Source organism: Bradyrhizobium sp. UFLA06-24, assembly GCF_054967145.1.
Genome location: NZ_JADFUE010000036.1, coordinates 1 through 16,417, shown reverse-complemented (window position 1 = coordinate 16,417; position 16,417 = coordinate 1). Strand labels below are relative to the sequence as shown.

Sequence of the window (16,417 nt, the reverse complement as noted above, 5' to 3'; positions counted from 1 at the left end):
TCGTCATTCGGATCGTCATGATTGCGAAATCTGTTCTTTGCCAAAGCGCTTATTGTACTCCGCGGCAAAGTTCGCAGGTATCGGCGTGCTGAAACAGGGAAAGTCGACCGACGTCTTTGGCTGGGCTGCTACGGCCGAAGTCTCGAGGGACGGCCGCCACGCACCGCCAAAGTAATGCTGGCCGTAGCCCATCGCTAGCTCAGGTACTACGGGATAGAGGAGGCTCAGGAACAGCGAGATCTGCGCAGCATTCCATGTCCAATCGTCTGCATGTGCAAAGCCAGCTAGCTCGAAGCACCTGTCGATGATATCAAGCGCATCCCAGAAACGCAGTGCGGTGACCGCATCGGCGTAATCTTCAGCGAAGCGGCGGAAATTCGGGGAGAGTTCGGTGCTCTCTACTGTACGTGCGCTTTCTGCACACCGCCGTAACGCATCTTCCCAGACCCGAATGCGTGACGCTGCCGAGACGAGTCCGTCGAGACTAAAATCGTTTGCGTCGGTTCCAAAGGGCTTGGCCACTCGCGCCAGCGCATAACGGAGTACGTTTGGTCCCACGTCACCCGCCACTTCATCGCCCCAAAGAGCATGATCACGACTGGTGGAAAACTTTTCGCCTTTCAGCTTGTAGAAATCCTGGACTGAGTGATTTTTGGGAATTGGGTAGCCGCGCGCGAGCAGAGCGCCGGCCACACCTAGCGTGTAATAGAAACGATTATCCTGCCCCATGAAGAAAAGAATCTCGGTGTTCTGGTCGTGCAACGCCGCGTTTGCGTCCAGACCGGCGCGGGCGCATTGCTCGCGAATTCCGGTGTCGAAGCACCAGAGGCCCTCAAACCATGTAAGCAGCGTTTGGCCGATCAGAGAGTCAGGCTGTTTTACTTCCACGCCGTGCCTGAAATGGCGGGTCATCGGCAAGCCGCGCACCTCCCGGAGTAGCCAAGCGCGCGCCTTGGCCCGTATCGGCTCGGGCCATACGCTTTCTCCAATGGCTTCGTGCAGTGAGTGAGCGAGACGTGGCATGTCGAACACGGCCTGCGTGATGGGTCTTAGCACAAGATTGCAGCCGCAGGTGACGTGCCGGGCGTCACGGATTGTGTCGTGCTGAAGAGCCAGCCCGCAGTTCTCACACAGGTTGCTGTCGCAAGGCGATGAGCAAGCCGGGCAACGGCCAGTTGCGAGCGAGTCCGCAGCGAACTCATCGCAATGTTCGCAATACAGTTGGACGCCCTGCCGTACGTCGACGTAGCCGGCCGCCTGCAGCTCGCGGAATATCGCTAGAGCATTTCCCTTGTGAATCGCGCTGGACGTGCGCACGAACACATCGGGCGTAATTTGCACCGCGCGCAAACACTCTAAGATCTTGTGAACGTATCCTTCTGCGACCTCGCTAAAGGATCGGCCGAGCTTTCGTGCCGTTTCGAGCGTATATGTGCCGTGCTCGTCTGAGCCCGTGATGTAGTAGGCCCGATGGCCGGCCATGCGTTGAAAGCGGACGAAAATATCAGCGGGCAAATACACGCCGCCGATGTGACCCAGATGTAGCTTGCCGTTAGGGCAAGGCGGCGCGGGACAGATAAAATAAGTGCGCACGTCAATCCCACCAGATCGAGATAAACTTGAGAGCGCTATCTTGGCTGATATTGCGGATAGTATGCCTCTGATGTGGCGCCATGTAACACAAGCTCGTTTCGCTAACATTACGGACCTGACCGTCGACTTCGAATTCTCCACGACCAGAGATCAGCAGCCACAGTTCGTGCTCCTGATGATCGTGCGGGTCGACCGCATCGCCTGGAGCGAGCTCCGCGACTGATGCGCCAAATGCTGGGCTGAGACCCTCCGGGAGATGCTCCAAGAGGCGCCAGACCAGAGCGCCGTATTCGGTTCGCATCAGAGAATGATCGGGCCGCGTCGTGTACATGTTGGTCTTCCTCAGACGTGGCTATCAGTTGCGATAGAATATGCCATTGGGACGCTTTAGGTTCTCAAGATCTGCCACAGCTTCTTCTGGTGGGTTGTACGCACGCTTCATGCGGTTGTATTCGGTGCGTGTTGGCCCCTCAGTGGATGCGCGCTGGAACACCAAGTGAATCGCACGACGCGACCGATCGCTCTTGTTTGGCAAGGAGTAATGGGGCGCATAATCGTCAAAAATGAAAACATCCCCAGCTTGCAATCGCACCGGCTCCCATGCGAAGGCCTCGGCGATCTCCGGGTGAATCACGCCACCCGCATCCATCGGAAACATTCCTTCCTTATGGCGAGCTGGCGTGAAGAAGAGCCCACCGTTGCCCGGGCCGGAGTCGTCCACGGCGATGGATGCAATTGCGTGCACCATGCGTTCGGGTATCTTGTGCGGGACATGATAGATGTCCTGATGAGGGCGGTACCCGCCGCTGTCCGGATACTTGAAGATCAGAAGTTCCTTCAACATCCGTGTCTTCTCATTCAAGAGTGTCTCGACCGCTATACGAATGCGGCCATCGGCCAGGAGCGCGTCCCGTAGAGGGGCATGGTAGTCTAAGAAGTTCTCGGCCTTGGAAATAATTTTTCTGCTGTCACTCGTCTTCTCGAACCACAACATCCACTTGTCGGAGCTTACATCCCAACGTGCAACTTCCTCAACGTAACGAGAAATCTTGTCGCGCTTGGCTGGATCGAAGAACTTCTCCAATCGAAGGTATCCATCCTTATTCCATTTCGATTGTTGCGCCTCGGTCAGCATGTGTGAGCTCCTTCCTAAAATGAGACGGATCAGATGTGCTTTGGCCGAGGCGGGTTGCTAGCACCGCATTAAGAGCGGTCGCGCTCAATAGGCTAAGCAACATCACGTCAGGGCCGAATCCACGGACCAACTGCCCTCCGACCATAGGAAAGCCGAAGAGCCCGAGAAAGTATGCGAGGGTAAATATCTGCGATGTAGTGGGCACGGAGACGCCGTGCTCACCGGCGAGATTGACGGCTATCGTATTCAAGGTTGAATAACTTAACCCATAGCCGGCGGCAAAGAGGACAGAGGCCGCAATATAGAGTGATGTGCTGCCATCGTTGAAAAGGAACAGCACCAGAGACGCAGCGGTCAGTAGGATGAGCGTGAGTGCCAGTCGGCGTAACGGCAGGCTGCCCATGAGGTGAGCGACAGAGAAGCGTAGTATCACGCTCGTAGCAGTGAAAAAGAGAAAGAACAGATCGGAATTCAGGTGACGTGAGGCGGAATACGCGCTCTGATATGTGGACAGCCCCGCGAACACGCAGCCTGAAATCGCAATCATGGCGATGGGGAGTGCTGTGCACTTCTGAAGGAGTGTCGTAGTCGCGGCCAGAGTAATTGCGATATCTGGCATAGCCAGTGCCGATAGCCTCGACGTCGCGTGTCTTGTAAGGTCTACGCAGGCGGCGGCGATCACGCACGCAATCGCAAGCACCGCATAAATCGTGGCCAGCGAACCAGTGTATTTTGCGAGCAAGTGACCAAGTGGAGCTGCCAGGCCGAGCCCAGCCATTTGTGATCCGGATAAGACCGTCAAATACTGAATACGTGCTGAGGGCCGTAGATGGCGGATGATCTGCAGCGGTGCCAAAATGAAGAACACTGACCAGGCAGCGCCCACCAGCAAGCCTCCACCGTACGCAGCTCGCGTATCGAGGGCAGCGCCGGCAAAGGCAAGCATGGCTAACGCCATAAACAAGGATGCGACAGTCAACGTGGGCAATAGGCCTATCCGCTTTGCCAGCCACCCTGCCAAGCAACAGGAAACGAGAGTGGTAGCCATGCCGCTGGAAATGATAAGACCAGCGGCTTGACCATCCGTTTCGAGCGCATGCATGTAGTCCGGCAATAGAAAGCTAGTGCCGTAAGCTGCTGCAATGACAATGGAGGCAATCAAAAATGGTACAAAGGCGCGGTAGTCGAGCGTGCCTGAAAGCTGATCGGCGGGGTTGGCCGTTCCATCCGCAATCCGGCCCCGCAGCGGTGAGGTCGAGCCGCCGTTCATGTGCCACCCGATACCTGTCGGGTCGATCGCATCGCCACCACACCGGCGTCTCGTTCAGACGCGTCCGAAGTTGCGTAAACCTGAATCATCTGCCTACCGGATGTATTCAAATAGAACGGTCGGCCGAGGAGGCTATTGATAATTTGGCTGTTACGGTACGCGACCAAAGATAGATTGGCGCTCTGCAATCCGTGCTGCACGCGGCTTTGATTTTGTAGATATATTGGTCCTGGCACGGGCCGACCGAAGCGGACTGCATAGTCCGGGCCAAGTACTGGCAGGCCATCTTCCATACATGCTCCCTCGAGCAGGGCCTCCAAGAAGGGCGGCGTACGCGGCTGGAAACCAGTAGCAAGCACTATACGATCGACTAGAATGCAGCTATTTCGCTGCGTTGCGATCTCATCTAGATCTACTCGCCAACCCATTTTGTGGGAGGTGATGCCTTTCACGACTACGCTGGGCAACACACGAAAACGGTCGGACAGCGTGCCATCCACGCTGCGTTCGTACAGCATTTCATATAAGCGGTTGCACAAGTCGACGGAAATGCCATCGCTCGTAAGCATCTCGCCCTCGACTATATCGCGGCGTTGCTGAAGCGGTAGAGCGTGAAAGCGACGGCTATACGCGGGCGTATAAGCTTCATTCACGAAGCTGTTGTCGTCGATGGCAAAAAAGTTCGAACGCGACGTTGACCACGTGATCTGGGTGGATACAGAACGAGTAAGAATGTCCTCGGTAATCTCAGCGCCACTCTGACCGCCTCCCACAACGAGCACATGCTCGGCTGCTTGCGGTAGCGGCCGCTCGAGATAGTCAGCTGCATGGTAGAGAGTGCCACATAGCAAAGATCTGGCACAGGCGGGGATTTTGGGCTCTACGCCAACACCAACAACAACAGCGCGCGCTAAGTATGTGGTTGTATTCGTGCTGATGCGGTAGCCGTCCCTAAAGGGAATAACATCATTGACGACCTCGGAAAAGCGCAGCGTCTTGAGTCGCCCTGCGACCCACCGGTAGTACTCAATAAACTCCTGCCGCGATGTTGAAGCATTGCGCTTGTTGACAAAGCTGTAGAGCCGACCATGCAGCGCCAAATAGTTGAGGAATGAATATGGACTAGTAGGATCGACCAGGGTCACGCAATCCTTAAGCGGCGACACCTGTAGGCGGCTGTTCGGCAGCGCAAGGCCCGGATGCCAGACAAGTGCGTCTCGCTTCTCCAGGAAAAGTGCGCGGAGCGGAGTAGGTTCAATAAGCGCTGCAAGACTGAGGTTAAATGGGCCGATCCCAATTCCGATGACATCCAGCATTTCCACAGAAGCCTCCTTGAACTCGTGTAAGTTCTTGTCGTTGGCGCTCGCGTAAATTCTGTCCGGGTCTGGGTACGTCGATTGATTACTGAAGCACGTTTGTGTGACTTGGGATGGGGCAGCGGCTTGGCCTGTAGCCGCGGCAGTGGTCCGTCTGCTCAATAGCAACCGCCGTGCCACCCACAAAATCTCGACTGCGCCTTGTTGGACGAGAAGAACATGCCCACCTACGGCATTTCGTGCGGAATCGCCCCGGCAGCTCTTGTCGGATTTACGACATTGCGGCGGCAATCGGACATACACATGCGGAATTCGGAGCGCGCGGATCCATGGCTGAAAACCAACACCGTGAGTGCTCGTCTACGCCGACGTCGTCTTGATGAACCTTCAGTATGCACCTGCGTTGCTCCAAAAAGGCGAGACGCCGGCGGCCGCCCCGCAAGAGATGCTTCGCATTTTTGAGACCATTACCTCCGAGCATGATGTCGGGTTGTTCCGCCGTTTCGAAATTATGCGCTACCGGCATGTCAAGCGCGGTATCCCGATTCGGACGTGACAGTTGTCGAGGATCGAGTGTTGGGCCCATATGCCTTCTCGATCTGGTCCAGCGACTGAGCGATCAGGAAACTCTTGATGCCGTAGCCGGCCATGAACGCCAGCGCGGACTGGAAGAAATCGAGCCGCCGAGCGCCGGGAATTCGTCAAGCATCAGGAGAAAGCGGCGTCGGCCGGCCTTGGCCTGCAGATCTTCCGTCAAGCGGCGGCCGAGCTGATTGAGAATCAGACGGATGAGTGGCTTGGTGCGGTTGATGTCCGAGGGCGGCACGACAAGGTAAAGCGTGGTTGGCCGATCCCCGCCGACGATGTCGATAATCCGCCAGTCGCGGCGCCGTGTCACCTCCGTCACGACGGGGTCTCGGTGGAGGCCCAGGAACGACATCGCGATACTCAGGACGCCCAGCGTTCGTTACCGCATTTGTTCAGCAGCTGGCGGGCAGCGGAAGCGACGACGGGATGGACGCCGCCTTCGCTGAGATGCGCCGTTCGCATCATCGCGGCGAACGTCGTCTCGATCGGCCGCTTCGGATCGGACAGGAAGGCTGCGACGCCGGCGTGGGTTTTGTTTCCTCGGGATAGAGGACGTGGAGGATGGCACCAACCAGGAGGGCGTGGCTGGTCTTCTCCCAGTAGTTCGGCTCCTCCAGGCTACCCTCCTGGTCGACCAGGATGTCGGCGATGTTCTGGACGTCGCGCACCTCCCACTCGCCGCGGCGGACCTCGAGCAACGGGTTATAGGCCGACGATTTTGCATTGGTCGGATCGAAGAGAAGGACGCGACCGCGCTGGCTACGGAAGCCAGCGGTGAGCTGTCAGTTCTCGTCCTTGACGAACGATCGCCGAGCCCGGCCAGGTCGGGAGCGAAGGGATAACGAGGCCGACACCCTTGCCCGATCTCGTGGGAACGAAGAACAGGACATACTCCCGCCCATCATGGCGAAGATATCTAACGATGCACGCGATTGCGGATCCCCAGCGCGAGCTTTTCTACGTCAAATTTCTGCGATGAAGTAGGGCAGCATGATGGGCAGCGCTTCCGCGCGCCGGTAACGCCCTATGTTCGATCGGGATATCTCCTCCAGGTCGTGACGAGCTCTTCGTCGGGCGGCATCGGCGACGCCGGTGATGATATCGGCGAGCAGATCCGGATCTTGCGGAGCGAAGTGCGTGCCCCCTTCCGCGACAAGCAACGCGAGCCAGCCCCATTGCATCTTTAAGCAAGCCACGCAGGACAAGGTGCGCCCGGAAGGCGACGGCCTCGCGGACCCCGACGGCTTTACCTGCCTCTGCGCCAGTTTCTTCATCTGGGCGAGCGGCTTCACGCGGGATGGCGATGTCATCGGCGTGCACATGTTAACCTTTGCGAATGACGGCGCCTCGCGCATGTCGGCGCGCGAACTTCAAAGGCAGACAGACATGGACCTTCGCAAGTTCGACGGCTTCCTTGCCCGGATGGGCATGCCCTCGCCGATCCGTGCGCAGACCTGGGCGACGCCGCCCGAGGAGATGTTCGGCCTGACCCCCGCGGAGATCGCCACCATGACGCGGGAGACCGCCTTCGCTCGCATGCGGGAAGCGAATTGTCGATCCGGCGCGGCCCGTTGGCGCGCTGGGAGCCGCTCTCCCCTTCCAACGATGCCTCACGATCGCCATGCGATCAGCCAACGCTGATGACGATGATGCGCCTCGGCGCGGCGCGCTATCTTGGGAAACTCGACAGTTAGATCGGTTCCCTCGGCACATGACTGGTCGCCGTCGATGCGGCAGCAGCGGACTGAAGGACGGCTTACGCCCTACTGTCCGAGGGGTTTGGACGCTCACAATCAATATCGCGAGTAAGCTAGGTCACATTGTCCGCGTACGGAAAGAACACTACCGATCCGGCGACACTCTGTGAGTTGGGTCTTCATCGATATTTCTGCTCGGTCTCTCTTGGATAGCGCCGGATAACATTTTGGCGTTCCTGACTACGTCTGCGAAAAATCTTCGTAGATATCGAGTTCTTCATTGATTTTGCCCCGAGCTTGCGGCCGGCCTCGTCGAGGTAGAGCTGATTGATCAGGCCGCCGTTGTGGATCAGAAACTCACGCGAAGCCTTCATTTCAACGTCGGTCGCGACAAGATCGGGCTTGAGCTGGATCGAAAGCACTTCCGCCGTCTTCGCCAGATACTCGGATGGATTACCGAACATCAGATCCTGGCACCGCAGGGCGATATAGGCTTCTTCTCCAAATAGCGGTACAGCGCCAAGGCGTCTTCTTCGACGACGCCAATGTGGCCGCGGAGAAGCACTTGCTCGAAAACCATTTCCACAACCAGCTCAGGGCCAGGCTACTTGGCTGCGAGGCGATCACCCAGCTCGTGCGCAGACCGCCATTGCCCCGCGCGAATACCTCAACAGCAAGGGCGAGCTTTCCCGCAAGATGCAGGATGACGCACCGTCGCGTGGAATCTCACGACTGGTGTCTATTACAAAGCGGGCGAGAAGCCGTGGTCTCTTGCCGACATCCGGGATGGCGTCTGCTACACAGGCCTCGTCTTCAAGCGTACAAACAACCCGGTCGAAGCGAAGGAGGCGTGCTGTGGCGCGCAGATGTTCCCTCATACCGGCGAAGGCATCGAACGCCGCGGCTGCGAAGACCGCCCCCGTCAATGGCCCGAACCTCGGCCGGCGTTCTCCGGACGCTGCCGTTCTATCGACGTTTTGCGGCGAGGAACGGGCAGCTCTTAGGGGACCTCTTATCGCTTCGGTGTCAGTGACCGTGCATTCGAACAGATTCCTATTCATCGGGCAGCGGACGCAAGAGCAAACGCTCAGCGAAATACAACGCTTTCGCCGCGGTCAACTACCACTGCTAGCAATTGATCGAACTAGGGATTTGTTCAATATTCGATGAAGCGGATGCTGCGGTAACCTTTTCGAAGTCGCGTGAGTTCAACGGGAGCCACTCGCTACCCATAGATGATGACGGATCCAGCTAGCGGTCGCCGCTCGCGCTGGTCTGCCTGGTCGAGCGGATAGTGTGGCCTAGGGGCTACGCAAGATGGGACCATGACTGCAATGATCTTGTCGGACAATGTCATTCCTCGCGCCGATGTCATTAAACGCGCAGTGCGCATCGGCGCAGAAATCCGAAATGTCAAACTGTCAGGCGATTTACCGGAGCAGACGATTGCCTCGATCAATGGGCTGCTTTTGGAGCACAAGGTCATCTTCTTTCGCGGCCAGCTCCACCTCGATGATGCGGAGCAGGAGAGCTTTGCCATTCGTTTCGGAGAGTTGACACCTCATCCAACGCTCGGTGCGATCAAGGGAACAGCGTCGATCATCGAGCTTGATTCCACCCGTGCAGGTAGCCGGGCGGATCTCTGGCACACTGATGGAACCTTCGTCGATGCCTACCCTAAGATCGCCGTGCTGCGAGGCATTGTGATGCCACCTTTCGGTGGCGATACGGTCTGGTCAAACACCGCCTCGGCCTACCTCGACCTAGCGCCGCCGCTCCAAGGGCTTGCAGACAGGCTATGGGCCGTTCACAGTAATGCCTTTGACTACGCAATACTTGCCCGCGTCAGCGAGCTCGACAAGAAGCACTTGGACGAAGTCTTCACTAAAACAATCTATCGGACTGAGCATCCCGTTGTGCGCGTGCACCCGGAGACTGGCGAACGCACGCTCGTGCTCGGCGCTCTGGTGCAAAACTTCGTTGGCCTGCCGAAATACGATGGCCAGAAGCTGTTCGATTTGTTTCAGTCTCATATCACTGCGCTCGAAAACACTGTGCGTTGGAGTTGGAGGGATGGTGATGTAGCGATCTGGGACAATCGCGCTACACAACATTATGCAGTGAATGACTACGGCGACCAACATCGCCTCGTTCATCGCGCAACCGTCGCCGGTGAGGTGCCAGTCAGCATCGATGGTCGGAGTAGCGTAACGCGCATAACGGGCGACCACCAAGCTGTCTAGATAAGCGACAACATTGACTACGACACGCACAATGGAAACTCTGCGGTTGTGCGCTCAATCGCTCTCTGCAATATTCGGCAGCTAGGTTCCCGTCGCAGTCAAAATATGAACCCGATGCGGCGCCTCTCAACTTGAAAAGCAACAACTGTTCTTCACAGGCCGCAAGAGGTTCAGCAGCTGCTCGTAGCGGTACAATAATCATTAGAGCGGCCGGGGAGTGTTCTCGTCGGCAGATGCTGAGTCTCGATCGGCCACATGGCCGGGGGCCTTTCCAGGAATGCTCCGCTCGTACGTTTTTGAGCAATCCCATACGATCTGTCCTTTCTTGGGGTAATGGCCGCGACATTATAGCTGGTTAGCACCGCGCTTTATCGTGCCTTACAACGCTAAGGAAGTTGGGATGCAATATGGATCTGCCTGCACCAGCATGCGTGAGGGATCTACCGTCTCGCCATCCGCAACAGTTTACTCTTACACCGATCGGTTCCTCCTCATGAACGCGGCTGGCGCACTTTCCCGCGCATCCTCAAAGCCGCAGCCCAAGGTCTCAGCGCCCAGTGACCACCCATCGTCTCGGAAGAGTTCTGGCGCAGACGCGCCTGCTTCCCTCGGCTCGGTCGGAGGAACGTCTAGCTGGTTATTGCCCGTTACGACCGTATCTGAGAGAGGCGGCTCAATTTATCGAAGATGAGGTCATCCACCTCTACAAGCACCACAGTGGCCGCCTCGCGTCTTATGGCGGTCCGCAAATGGCGTGCAGTGTTAAGCGTGAATTGCGGTTCCTCGATCAATAAGACTGACTTGTTGACCACAACGTCGGACCCGGTAGTGCTCTTGTCGGGAGGTGCCTCCTCGCTCGCCTCGCCGGCGGTGGGCCGCCACGTCCGATAACCATGATAGCGCCGAAAATCATGGTAATAGCCGGGGTCGTAGCGATAGCCATATCCCCTGAACGCGCTCACATGTTTCTGTGGTGCTTTGTGGATATGCGGCTTCGCCGGCTGCGAAGCAGGACCCTGGTGGGCGCAACCGGCCGCAAGCGCGCAGAAGAGGACAACGAGTATCGCCTGAACCTGCCGGAAAGCGGGGCCGAGCCGATGCAGCCCGTTGGAAGCGCAGGCCGGTAAGGAAAGCATGACCATCGATCGGCACCTGCGTCGCAAGGATCTGGGAAACGTTGACAGTGGCGCCGAGCCATCCGCGGTATCTGTCGACGGCAGGTCCGCTCGTGAGCTTGTAGGTGAAGCGAGCCTGCGCGCCGGTATCGTTGACCGCACAAGCGATATTGCTGGCGCCGTTTCCGGTCTCGACGTGCCACGTGCACCCTGCAATGCGATAGCCGGGCTCTGCAGGGAACGTCTCGGCATAGTCTGCAGTATGCTCTGCAAAGACGACGGGGTGGTCGTCCTTGGTTTTATCCACCGTATAGGAGCGCTCGATCTGCTTCGGTTCGTCAAGCTGTGATACCGGCACGTTCACGATAAGGCGGCGGTCTTCGGGCAGTATCGTGTGGATCGCTCCGGCAAGAATTTCGGGGATCTTCACCCCAGCGTTGGCTTGGGTCTGCACATGCGTGGAGTTCAGCTTGCTCCAGTTCTCAAAGAAGATCGTCGTGTCAACCCATTTCGTCCAGCAGACAGAGGGTTGTGGTAGGGCTGCGATCATGCTGTAGAGCGGGCTTGCGGTGATCACGGTCGCTGGAATGATGAAGTTGACACCGGAAACCTGCGCCTCGTTCCACTTGACGATGCCGCCACGCCGAACTCGTTGAATGCAGGTCCGCCGCTGTTGCCGACATTCATGATTGTGTCGGTCTGCCGTCGGCCGTTCGGGCTCGTCTGGCTGCTGATCAGACCGCTCGAAATGCTCAGATCCAGATCGAGAGGATAACCTAGCAAATAGATCGGGGCCTGCTGGTTGTCGTTGATCACAGGCATCGGGCAACGAGAGGCGCCACGGCTATTGCCGGCGGACTGCGACAGCTCCAGAAGAGCCAGGTCCCTGGCATCGTCGCGATGAACCGCAGTGACCTTGATGGGATTCGCATTGCGCGACCCGAGGCGGGCATTGACGTCGAAGCTCTTGTAGTTCTCCTCGCGTCCGATCACATGGCTGTTGGTCAGCACGAGGCTGTCGCCGATGAGCAGCCCGGAGCCGCCGCCGACTTCCTGCTTGTCGTTGTACATCACGCCAACGTACTGGACGTGAACCGTCCTGACATTGTAGCGCGCAGCAATCTGCACCGCCGCGCGATCGGCCAGCGCGGGCGCGCCCATGGATAGTAAGAGACCGAGTGTCGGGAGGGATAGAATTTCCTGACGGCGGCGATATCGAGTGGGCTGAGTTGTCCTTTCCGTTCCATGCTGGATTACAATAGTTCATTATTGAATCGAGATCGTATTGGGTGACCTTATAATCGCCGACCGAGCCGGAAGCTTTTTCGTTACGGCACGCCTCCGGCGCATCGTCGCGGTTCTGTTCATGCGTAAAACCGAGGGCATGTCCGAATTCGTGGACAGCGACAACGCGAATGCAGAACTCGCGCCGATCTCGGAGCCTTTGCTCCAATGATTGAAGCTGAAATTGAGAGTCATGCCTGACGGCTTGCGGTCGAGATACTCCACCCTCCTGTATACTGGCACCAAAACCAACCTTTGGACCCCCAGTATGGGTTGCTGGCAGTGCGTGGACGCGGGCAGACCGGGATCAGACGCACAGCCGACAAGCTTCAGGCGGAATTGGTTGAGGCGGAGATCCCCCAAGCGCTTCCGTCAATGCTGGCCAGATCCTGGCTCAGGGATCAGCGGCGCGCCGCCAACGGAAATTGGCCCTTCTGGCTTAGAGGGCTGGACCGCTCTTTTCGCCAGCTTCGAAGCTGATTGGGCTGCAGGCGGAGAAGAGACTGGCGGCGCAGACGCAGCAGCGAGTGAACTCTGCAAGGATTCGATCTTCGCGGTCAACGCTTCGATTTGGTCCGTCATCCGCTTCAAATCGGCTTGCTGCGCACCGATATTGCGATTGAGTTCTGCGATTACATCGCTCGCCCGTTGTTGCTCGGATCGAACCTCCAGCAGAGCTTCCCTAACCTCAGGTGACAAGCCATGCATCGGCGCGGGCCCAAGCACTTGCGACCTCGCCAAAATTGTCTCCATGTTAGTCCAAACACAGGCTGCCGCGGCACACAAACCAAAGAAGACCAAGAGGACGAGAATCCAAGACGAGCGCCGGGAGGATTTGTGCAAAATGCGCGGTAACTCCGAGGCGTTCGCCTCAGCAACCACATCCATCATTCTCAGCTGCCATTCCCAAATTTTGACGCCTCTCGTTCACGCAATAATGGGCATCAGTCAAGAGCTGCGGGCGAGGTACGATACTGAGCGCAAGCTCGCCGGAAGTCCCGCTATCGCTGTCGGCAATCGCCTTTCGCGTTTTTAGATCGGACTTTCGACCGAGCAGCTTACCGACCGATCATGGCTCGGGTCCGGCTGCTTAGGCCGACAGGCTAGCGGATGCAGGGCCGTGAAGCTGAAGCGGCGTCGAGATCCAGCATGAACTCGCCCATATGCGCCGCAATCCTTTGCTAAACGGGGGATAAGAGCAGGCAACGTCACCTCAGATTGTACCAGGCTCGACATCCGAATTACGATTTTGGCGAACACCTTTGGGGCATCCATTCGCGTTCGTATGGACGCGGCGACACTAGATCGAACACTCGTCCTCGAAACCTGTCTCTTTGAGAGGCGCAAACTCCGTTTTGCCAAGCTTTGGGCTGTCCATGATCAGGCCGGTTCGACGCTTGACAGCCCGACAGCCTTGCAGGAACGAGCGAGGAATAGAATCAAAGGGCCTCCCCAGCTCGACAAGGACGGTCTACATTTGCGTCCCAATCTGCCGGATCCGCATCAGCATTTGTTTTGAGGTTCTTGTTTTAAAGTGGAGCGCGGGGTCCGGCAGGTGCCGCTAAGATTTGCGGCTTTGGTGCTACCGCGTTTGGTTGGAGAAAGTGAGTTTTCAGGTCTCGATACTTAGGATTCTCGCCGGCCAACCGGAGGGCCGGGCGAGCCTTGCCGTCCTCAAGGATTACCTGGCGGTGTTCTACACCAGCGGTCCGGAGTGGACGGATCGTACGAAGCGATTGGCGGCGCAGACGCCGGATCTCAATATTTTCGGACAAGGGCTGGTTACGCGGGAACCCGGACAATGGATCATAACGGACAAAGGGCGGGCCTTTCTTGCTCTTCTGGAACAGAAGAGCGTACCTGACTCTCAGGAGCGAACGCTCGAAGGCATGGTTGAGAAACCCCTTGCAAGTAGGCTTCCCGCGCTTGCGCCGGGCCGACAAGACCACAGTGCCAGTCGCCGGCACCTCCGCCGGAAGCCGCTGAGGGCGCGCGATGGGCGTTCCAGCTAGCCCCTCCCTAAGCTCACGCCCGGCGACGATGTTGCTCCATATCGTGCCGGAGCAACATTGCATACCCCGCGCACCGGCTTGATGCCCTTCGCAAACCATACTTAGATCGCTGTTGTTTGAGATGGAGACATTGTAGTGGCAACCGGTATTGTGAAGTGGTTCAGCGCGACAAAGGGTTATGGATTTATCAAGCCCGATGATGGCGAAGCCGACGTATTCGTGCACATCAGGTCAGTCGAGAAGGCCGGATACACCTCCCTTGCTGAGGGGGCCCGGATCAGCTTCGAGCGCAAGACCGGCAGCTCCGGCAAAGTGTCCGCAGACAATCTGCGTATAGGATAGCCTTCTTTCGCGACGAGGGGAGACATGGTTCTCTAAGGACCAAGCCACCACGATTCGAGACGGATGGTAATCGACGCAAGCAATTGAGATATCGTCACTAAATCAACGTAGAAATATTTCTGTGCTAGCATTTGTGCTAAATCAGCGACTTAGACCTGCCTGAATGTGATAGATGTCACACTTTGAGGCAGCATTCTTGACGAGGCCCCAGCCGGGACGGATGGTCTGCTATCGCCTCGCTACCGAGCTCATCTGCCGGAGCTATACCCTCTCCCATACCCTCAAAGGCAAATCCTAGCCCCGGAGAGCCTGCACTGCTTGCCATAGCTCGGTAACGGCCGGATCTTCTAAACCCACATCGTGCAGGCCTTCAAAATTCCTCCTCACATAATCCAGTGCACTGCCACTAGTGCCTCGGGCCTTGAGGATCATCTCTGCCTTCTTGGCAGTGCTTATCGTCGAACCGAGCGGGTTTACTCCCTCATAGATGTATACCTTGGCGTCTACCGAGCGCCCGTCGGCCAACAGCACCTGCAGATCTGTCGGATCACACGCTTCTCTTTTTCGCAGAGCACGTAAGAGGACCGGTATTTTGTCATTGTCCGGAAACTCAAAAGCGGCTCCCTCACAGCTGGCCCCATCAAACGGCTCCAGATTCAGCGTGATGCCAGGGTTCTCTTTGGTCCCCCAGTTAACCACTGACTTCTTATTGAAGGTTCGACGATAGCCACGAAGCGTTGCGCGCTGAGACCCCACGCAGCCGAACTCGGACTGCCATCCATCAAAGGTGAGAGACCCGAAGCCAAAGACCCAGACCACGATCACGCCTCCATCTGGGCCAAGGTTTGCTCGAACAGCATACTCACCAGTCTAGTCCCGATAGGGCGTGCAAAGGTCGGAGGCTAGCTGATCAGACACGCCTGTAACCCGCTTCTGGATAAACTCCGGAGTGAAATCCTGAAACCTATCGCTATTCGCTCGCAGCTTAATGATCGCCTCAGGGTCAATCTTCAGAAGTTCCTCCACATAGCCCAACACCTTCACATAAGAAGGGGCGTTCACGTGCCTTGGCCCAACCAGGTTTGCAAACAGGGTGGCAATTCCCTCCTCAATGTTAAGGGCGGCGCCACCCCCGTTCGGGGTAAGGAGGTGCACTATTTCCTGAGACAGTTCGAAACGCGCTTGCTCTTCATTCGACTGACAAGTGTCGCTCAGATGAATCACCACGCATCTGCTTTCCTGCGAGTACTGCGGAAACCAAACACCAGGGCGAGGGCCTCCCACCTCAATTCCAAGGATCGTCCAGCTCCGATCACGCGTGCCGAATTGCCTCTCTGCCTGATTCAACCAATCCCCCAGTAAAGTTGTGAGGGTGTATGTCCAGCGCTTAGACTCCTCCTGCCAAGTCCTAACGAATCCAACCGTCGGCGACGTAAGCATCTATTCAGCCTCCCTTTTAGGGAACCCTACGCTAAAGCTCCGCAGCGGCCAACAGAGATACCCCTCAATCTGCGCACGCACTTGGGACGAAAGGCCGGACTTTACCCACTCGCTCAAACCGAAGCCCCACTCGTAACTCCCGATGCCTTCCTCTTCGCTTTCGCCCTTAGGATGGGAACAGGCGACACGATGGTTATCGTTTTCGATGCCCTAGTCATTGCGACATAGAGATCATTTATTTCCAATCTTTCAGGCGCAACGATGACAGAGCTGGCCCCGCAAATTCGGACAGTAGCTTGAGTGGGTTTTCTGCCTGACAGCGGCGAGGATTCTTGCTGCGAATCAGGAGCGAAGATGACGAAGAAGAGCCGCCGGACGCATT

16 protein-coding genes and 2 pseudogenes are annotated in these 16,417 nt (G+C 57.3%); 4 read left to right on the top strand and 14 right to left on the bottom strand.

The annotated features are described in order from the left end of the window. Positions 1 to 15: 15 nt before the first annotated feature. The 5 genes from IF809_RS25165 to IF809_RS25145 are packed head-to-tail and all read right to left on the bottom strand — an operon-like array spanning position 16 to position 5,314. Positions 16 to 1,593 (bottom strand): class I tRNA ligase family protein, encoded by a 1,578-nt coding sequence (locus IF809_RS25165; protein ID WP_014497736.1) that lies wholly within the window; start codon positions 1,591 to 1,593, stop codon positions 16 to 18. Between the two features lies 1 nt (position 1,594). Further along, a complete protein-coding gene (locus IF809_RS25160; protein ID WP_011084928.1) occupies positions 1,595 to 1,924 on the bottom strand; it encodes a cupin domain-containing protein in 330 nt (109 codons plus the stop codon). A 24-nt stretch (positions 1,925 to 1,948) separates the two neighbouring features. Next, entirely contained in the window at positions 1,949 to 2,728 is a 780-nt protein-coding gene (locus IF809_RS25155) for a phytanoyl-CoA dioxygenase family protein (protein WP_038937241.1), read from the bottom strand. Further along, positions 2,694 to 3,998 (bottom strand): MFS transporter, encoded by a 1,305-nt coding sequence (locus IF809_RS25150; RefSeq protein WP_011084926.1) that lies wholly within the window; start codon positions 3,996 to 3,998, stop codon positions 2,694 to 2,696. The genes IF809_RS25155 and IF809_RS25150 overlap by 35 nt, the downstream gene beginning before the upstream one ends. Further along, on the bottom strand, positions 3,995 to 5,314 hold the full coding sequence (locus tag IF809_RS25145) for a lysine N(6)-hydroxylase/L-ornithine N(5)-oxygenase family protein (protein WP_202801489.1): 1,320 nt from the start codon (positions 5,312 to 5,314) through the stop codon (positions 3,995 to 3,997). The genes IF809_RS25150 and IF809_RS25145 overlap by 4 nt, the downstream gene beginning before the upstream one ends. A 352-nt stretch (positions 5,315 to 5,666) precedes the next feature. Here IF809_RS25145 and IF809_RS25140 point away from each other — a divergent pair, with 352 nt between their 5' ends. Continuing rightward, positions 5,667 to 5,870: a hypothetical protein gene (locus IF809_RS25140; RefSeq protein ID WP_014497739.1), complete on the top strand. Its 204-nt coding sequence runs from the start codon at positions 5,667 to 5,669 to the stop codon at positions 5,868 to 5,870. On the opposite strand, the pseudogene IF809_RS25135 reads toward IF809_RS25140, so the two are convergent. Both IF809_RS25135 and IF809_RS25130 read right to left on the bottom strand, forming a co-directional pair. Further along, a pseudogene (locus tag IF809_RS25135) lies at positions 5,858 to 6,817 on the bottom strand (type IV secretory system conjugative DNA transfer family protein); the annotation flags it as partial. The gene IF809_RS25140 and the pseudogene IF809_RS25135 sit on opposite strands and share 13 nt — an antisense overlap. Positions 6,818 to 6,864: 47 nt before the next feature. Then, positions 6,865 to 7,083, bottom strand: coding sequence for a hypothetical protein (locus tag IF809_RS25130; RefSeq protein WP_162130951.1), 219 nt, complete (start codon positions 7,081 to 7,083; stop codon positions 6,865 to 6,867). A gap of 25 nt (positions 7,084 to 7,108) precedes the next feature. On the opposite strand from IF809_RS25130, the gene IF809_RS25125 reads away from it, so the two are divergent. Beyond that, positions 7,109 to 7,543 (top strand): hypothetical protein, encoded by a 435-nt coding sequence (locus tag IF809_RS25125; protein WP_223153694.1) that lies wholly within the window; start codon positions 7,109 to 7,111, stop codon positions 7,541 to 7,543. A gap of 235 nt (positions 7,544 to 7,778) precedes the next feature. On the opposite strand, the gene IF809_RS25120 is transcribed toward IF809_RS25125, so the two are convergent. Then, complete coding sequence (locus tag IF809_RS25120; RefSeq protein ID WP_011084921.1) at positions 7,779 to 8,063, bottom strand: hypothetical protein; 285 nt, start codon at positions 8,061 to 8,063, stop codon at positions 7,779 to 7,781. Between the two features lie 861 nt (positions 8,064 to 8,924). On the opposite strand from IF809_RS25120, the gene IF809_RS25115 reads away from it, so the two are divergent. Beyond that, on the top strand, positions 8,925 to 9,842 hold the full coding sequence (locus tag IF809_RS25115; RefSeq protein ID WP_011084919.1) for a TauD/TfdA dioxygenase family protein: 918 nt from the start codon (positions 8,925 to 8,927) through the stop codon (positions 9,840 to 9,842). 909 nt (positions 9,843 to 10,751) lie between these two features. Here IF809_RS25115 and IF809_RS25110 read toward each other — a convergent pair. The 4 genes and pseudogenes from IF809_RS25110 to IF809_RS25095 all read right to left on the bottom strand — a co-directional run bounded on the left by IF809_RS25110 (position 10,752) and on the right by IF809_RS25095 (position 13,132). After that, entirely contained in the window at positions 10,752 to 11,534 is a 783-nt protein-coding gene (locus IF809_RS25110; RefSeq protein ID WP_011084918.1) for a hypothetical protein, read from the bottom strand. Beyond that, complete coding sequence (locus IF809_RS25105) at positions 11,531 to 12,118, bottom strand: S1 family peptidase (RefSeq protein WP_011084917.1); 588 nt, start codon at positions 12,116 to 12,118, stop codon at positions 11,531 to 11,533. Before IF809_RS25105 ends, IF809_RS25110 begins: the two co-directional genes overlap by 4 nt. Positions 12,119 to 12,263: 145 nt before the next feature. Beyond that, positions 12,264 to 12,410 (bottom strand): annotated as a pseudogene (locus IF809_RS25100) (M12 family metallopeptidase); the annotation flags it as partial. Between the two features lie 203 nt (positions 12,411 to 12,613). Next, a complete protein-coding gene (locus IF809_RS25095) occupies positions 12,614 to 13,132 on the bottom strand; it encodes a hypothetical protein (RefSeq protein WP_011084916.1) in 519 nt (172 codons plus the stop codon). Between the two features lie 1,256 nt (positions 13,133 to 14,388). Between IF809_RS25095 and IF809_RS25090 the strand changes: the two genes are divergently transcribed. Next, complete coding sequence (locus tag IF809_RS25090; protein WP_011084914.1) at positions 14,389 to 14,595, top strand: cold-shock protein; 207 nt, start codon at positions 14,389 to 14,391, stop codon at positions 14,593 to 14,595. Between the two features lie 294 nt (positions 14,596 to 14,889). Here the strand turns inward: IF809_RS25090 and IF809_RS25085 are convergent, their stop codons facing one another. Together IF809_RS25085 and IF809_RS25080 are read right to left on the bottom strand one after the other, a co-directional pair. Continuing rightward, positions 14,890 to 15,420: a gamma-glutamylcyclotransferase gene (locus IF809_RS25085; RefSeq protein ID WP_011084913.1), complete on the bottom strand. Its 531-nt coding sequence runs from the start codon at positions 15,418 to 15,420 to the stop codon at positions 14,890 to 14,892. Between the two features lie 45 nt (positions 15,421 to 15,465). Further along, the gene (locus tag IF809_RS25080) at positions 15,466 to 15,822 is read right to left on the bottom strand and encodes a hypothetical protein (protein WP_223153695.1); all 357 of its coding nucleotides are present in this window, start codon (positions 15,820 to 15,822) and stop codon (positions 15,466 to 15,468) included. Between the last annotated feature and the right edge of the window lie 595 nt (positions 15,823 to 16,417).

What these genes read in the sequence shown, in the direction of transcription:
- IF809_RS25160 (WP_011084928.1), bottom strand. Translation starts at nt 1,924, where the DNA reads ATGTACACGACGCGGCCCGATCATTCTCTGATGCGAACCGAATACGGC.
- IF809_RS25155 (WP_038937241.1), bottom strand. Translation starts at nt 2,728, where the DNA reads ATGCTGACCGAGGCGCAACAATCGAAATGGAATAAGGATGGATACCTT.
- IF809_RS25150 (WP_011084926.1), bottom strand. Translation starts at nt 3,998, where the DNA reads ATGAACGGCGGCTCGACCTCACCGCTGCGGGGCCGGATTGCGGATGGA.
- IF809_RS25145 (WP_202801489.1), bottom strand. Translation starts at nt 5,314, where the DNA reads ATGCTGGATGTCATCGGAATTGGGATCGGCCCATTTAACCTCAGTCTT.
- IF809_RS25130 (WP_162130951.1), bottom strand. Translation starts at nt 7,083, where the DNA reads ATGCAATGGGGCTGGCTCGCGTTGCTTGTCGCGGAAGGGGGCACGCAC.
- IF809_RS25120 (WP_011084921.1), bottom strand. Translation starts at nt 8,063, where the DNA reads ATGTTCGGTAATCCATCCGAGTATCTGGCGAAGACGGCGGAAGTGCTT.
- IF809_RS25115 (WP_011084919.1), top strand. Translation starts at nt 8,925, where the DNA reads ATGACTGCAATGATCTTGTCGGACAATGTCATTCCTCGCGCCGATGTC.
- IF809_RS25105 (WP_011084917.1), bottom strand. Translation starts at nt 12,118, where the DNA reads ATGGGCGCGCCCGCGCTGGCCGATCGCGCGGCGGTGCAGATTGCTGCG.
- IF809_RS25095 (WP_011084916.1), bottom strand. Translation starts at nt 13,132, where the DNA reads ATGATGGATGTGGTTGCTGAGGCGAACGCCTCGGAGTTACCGCGCATT.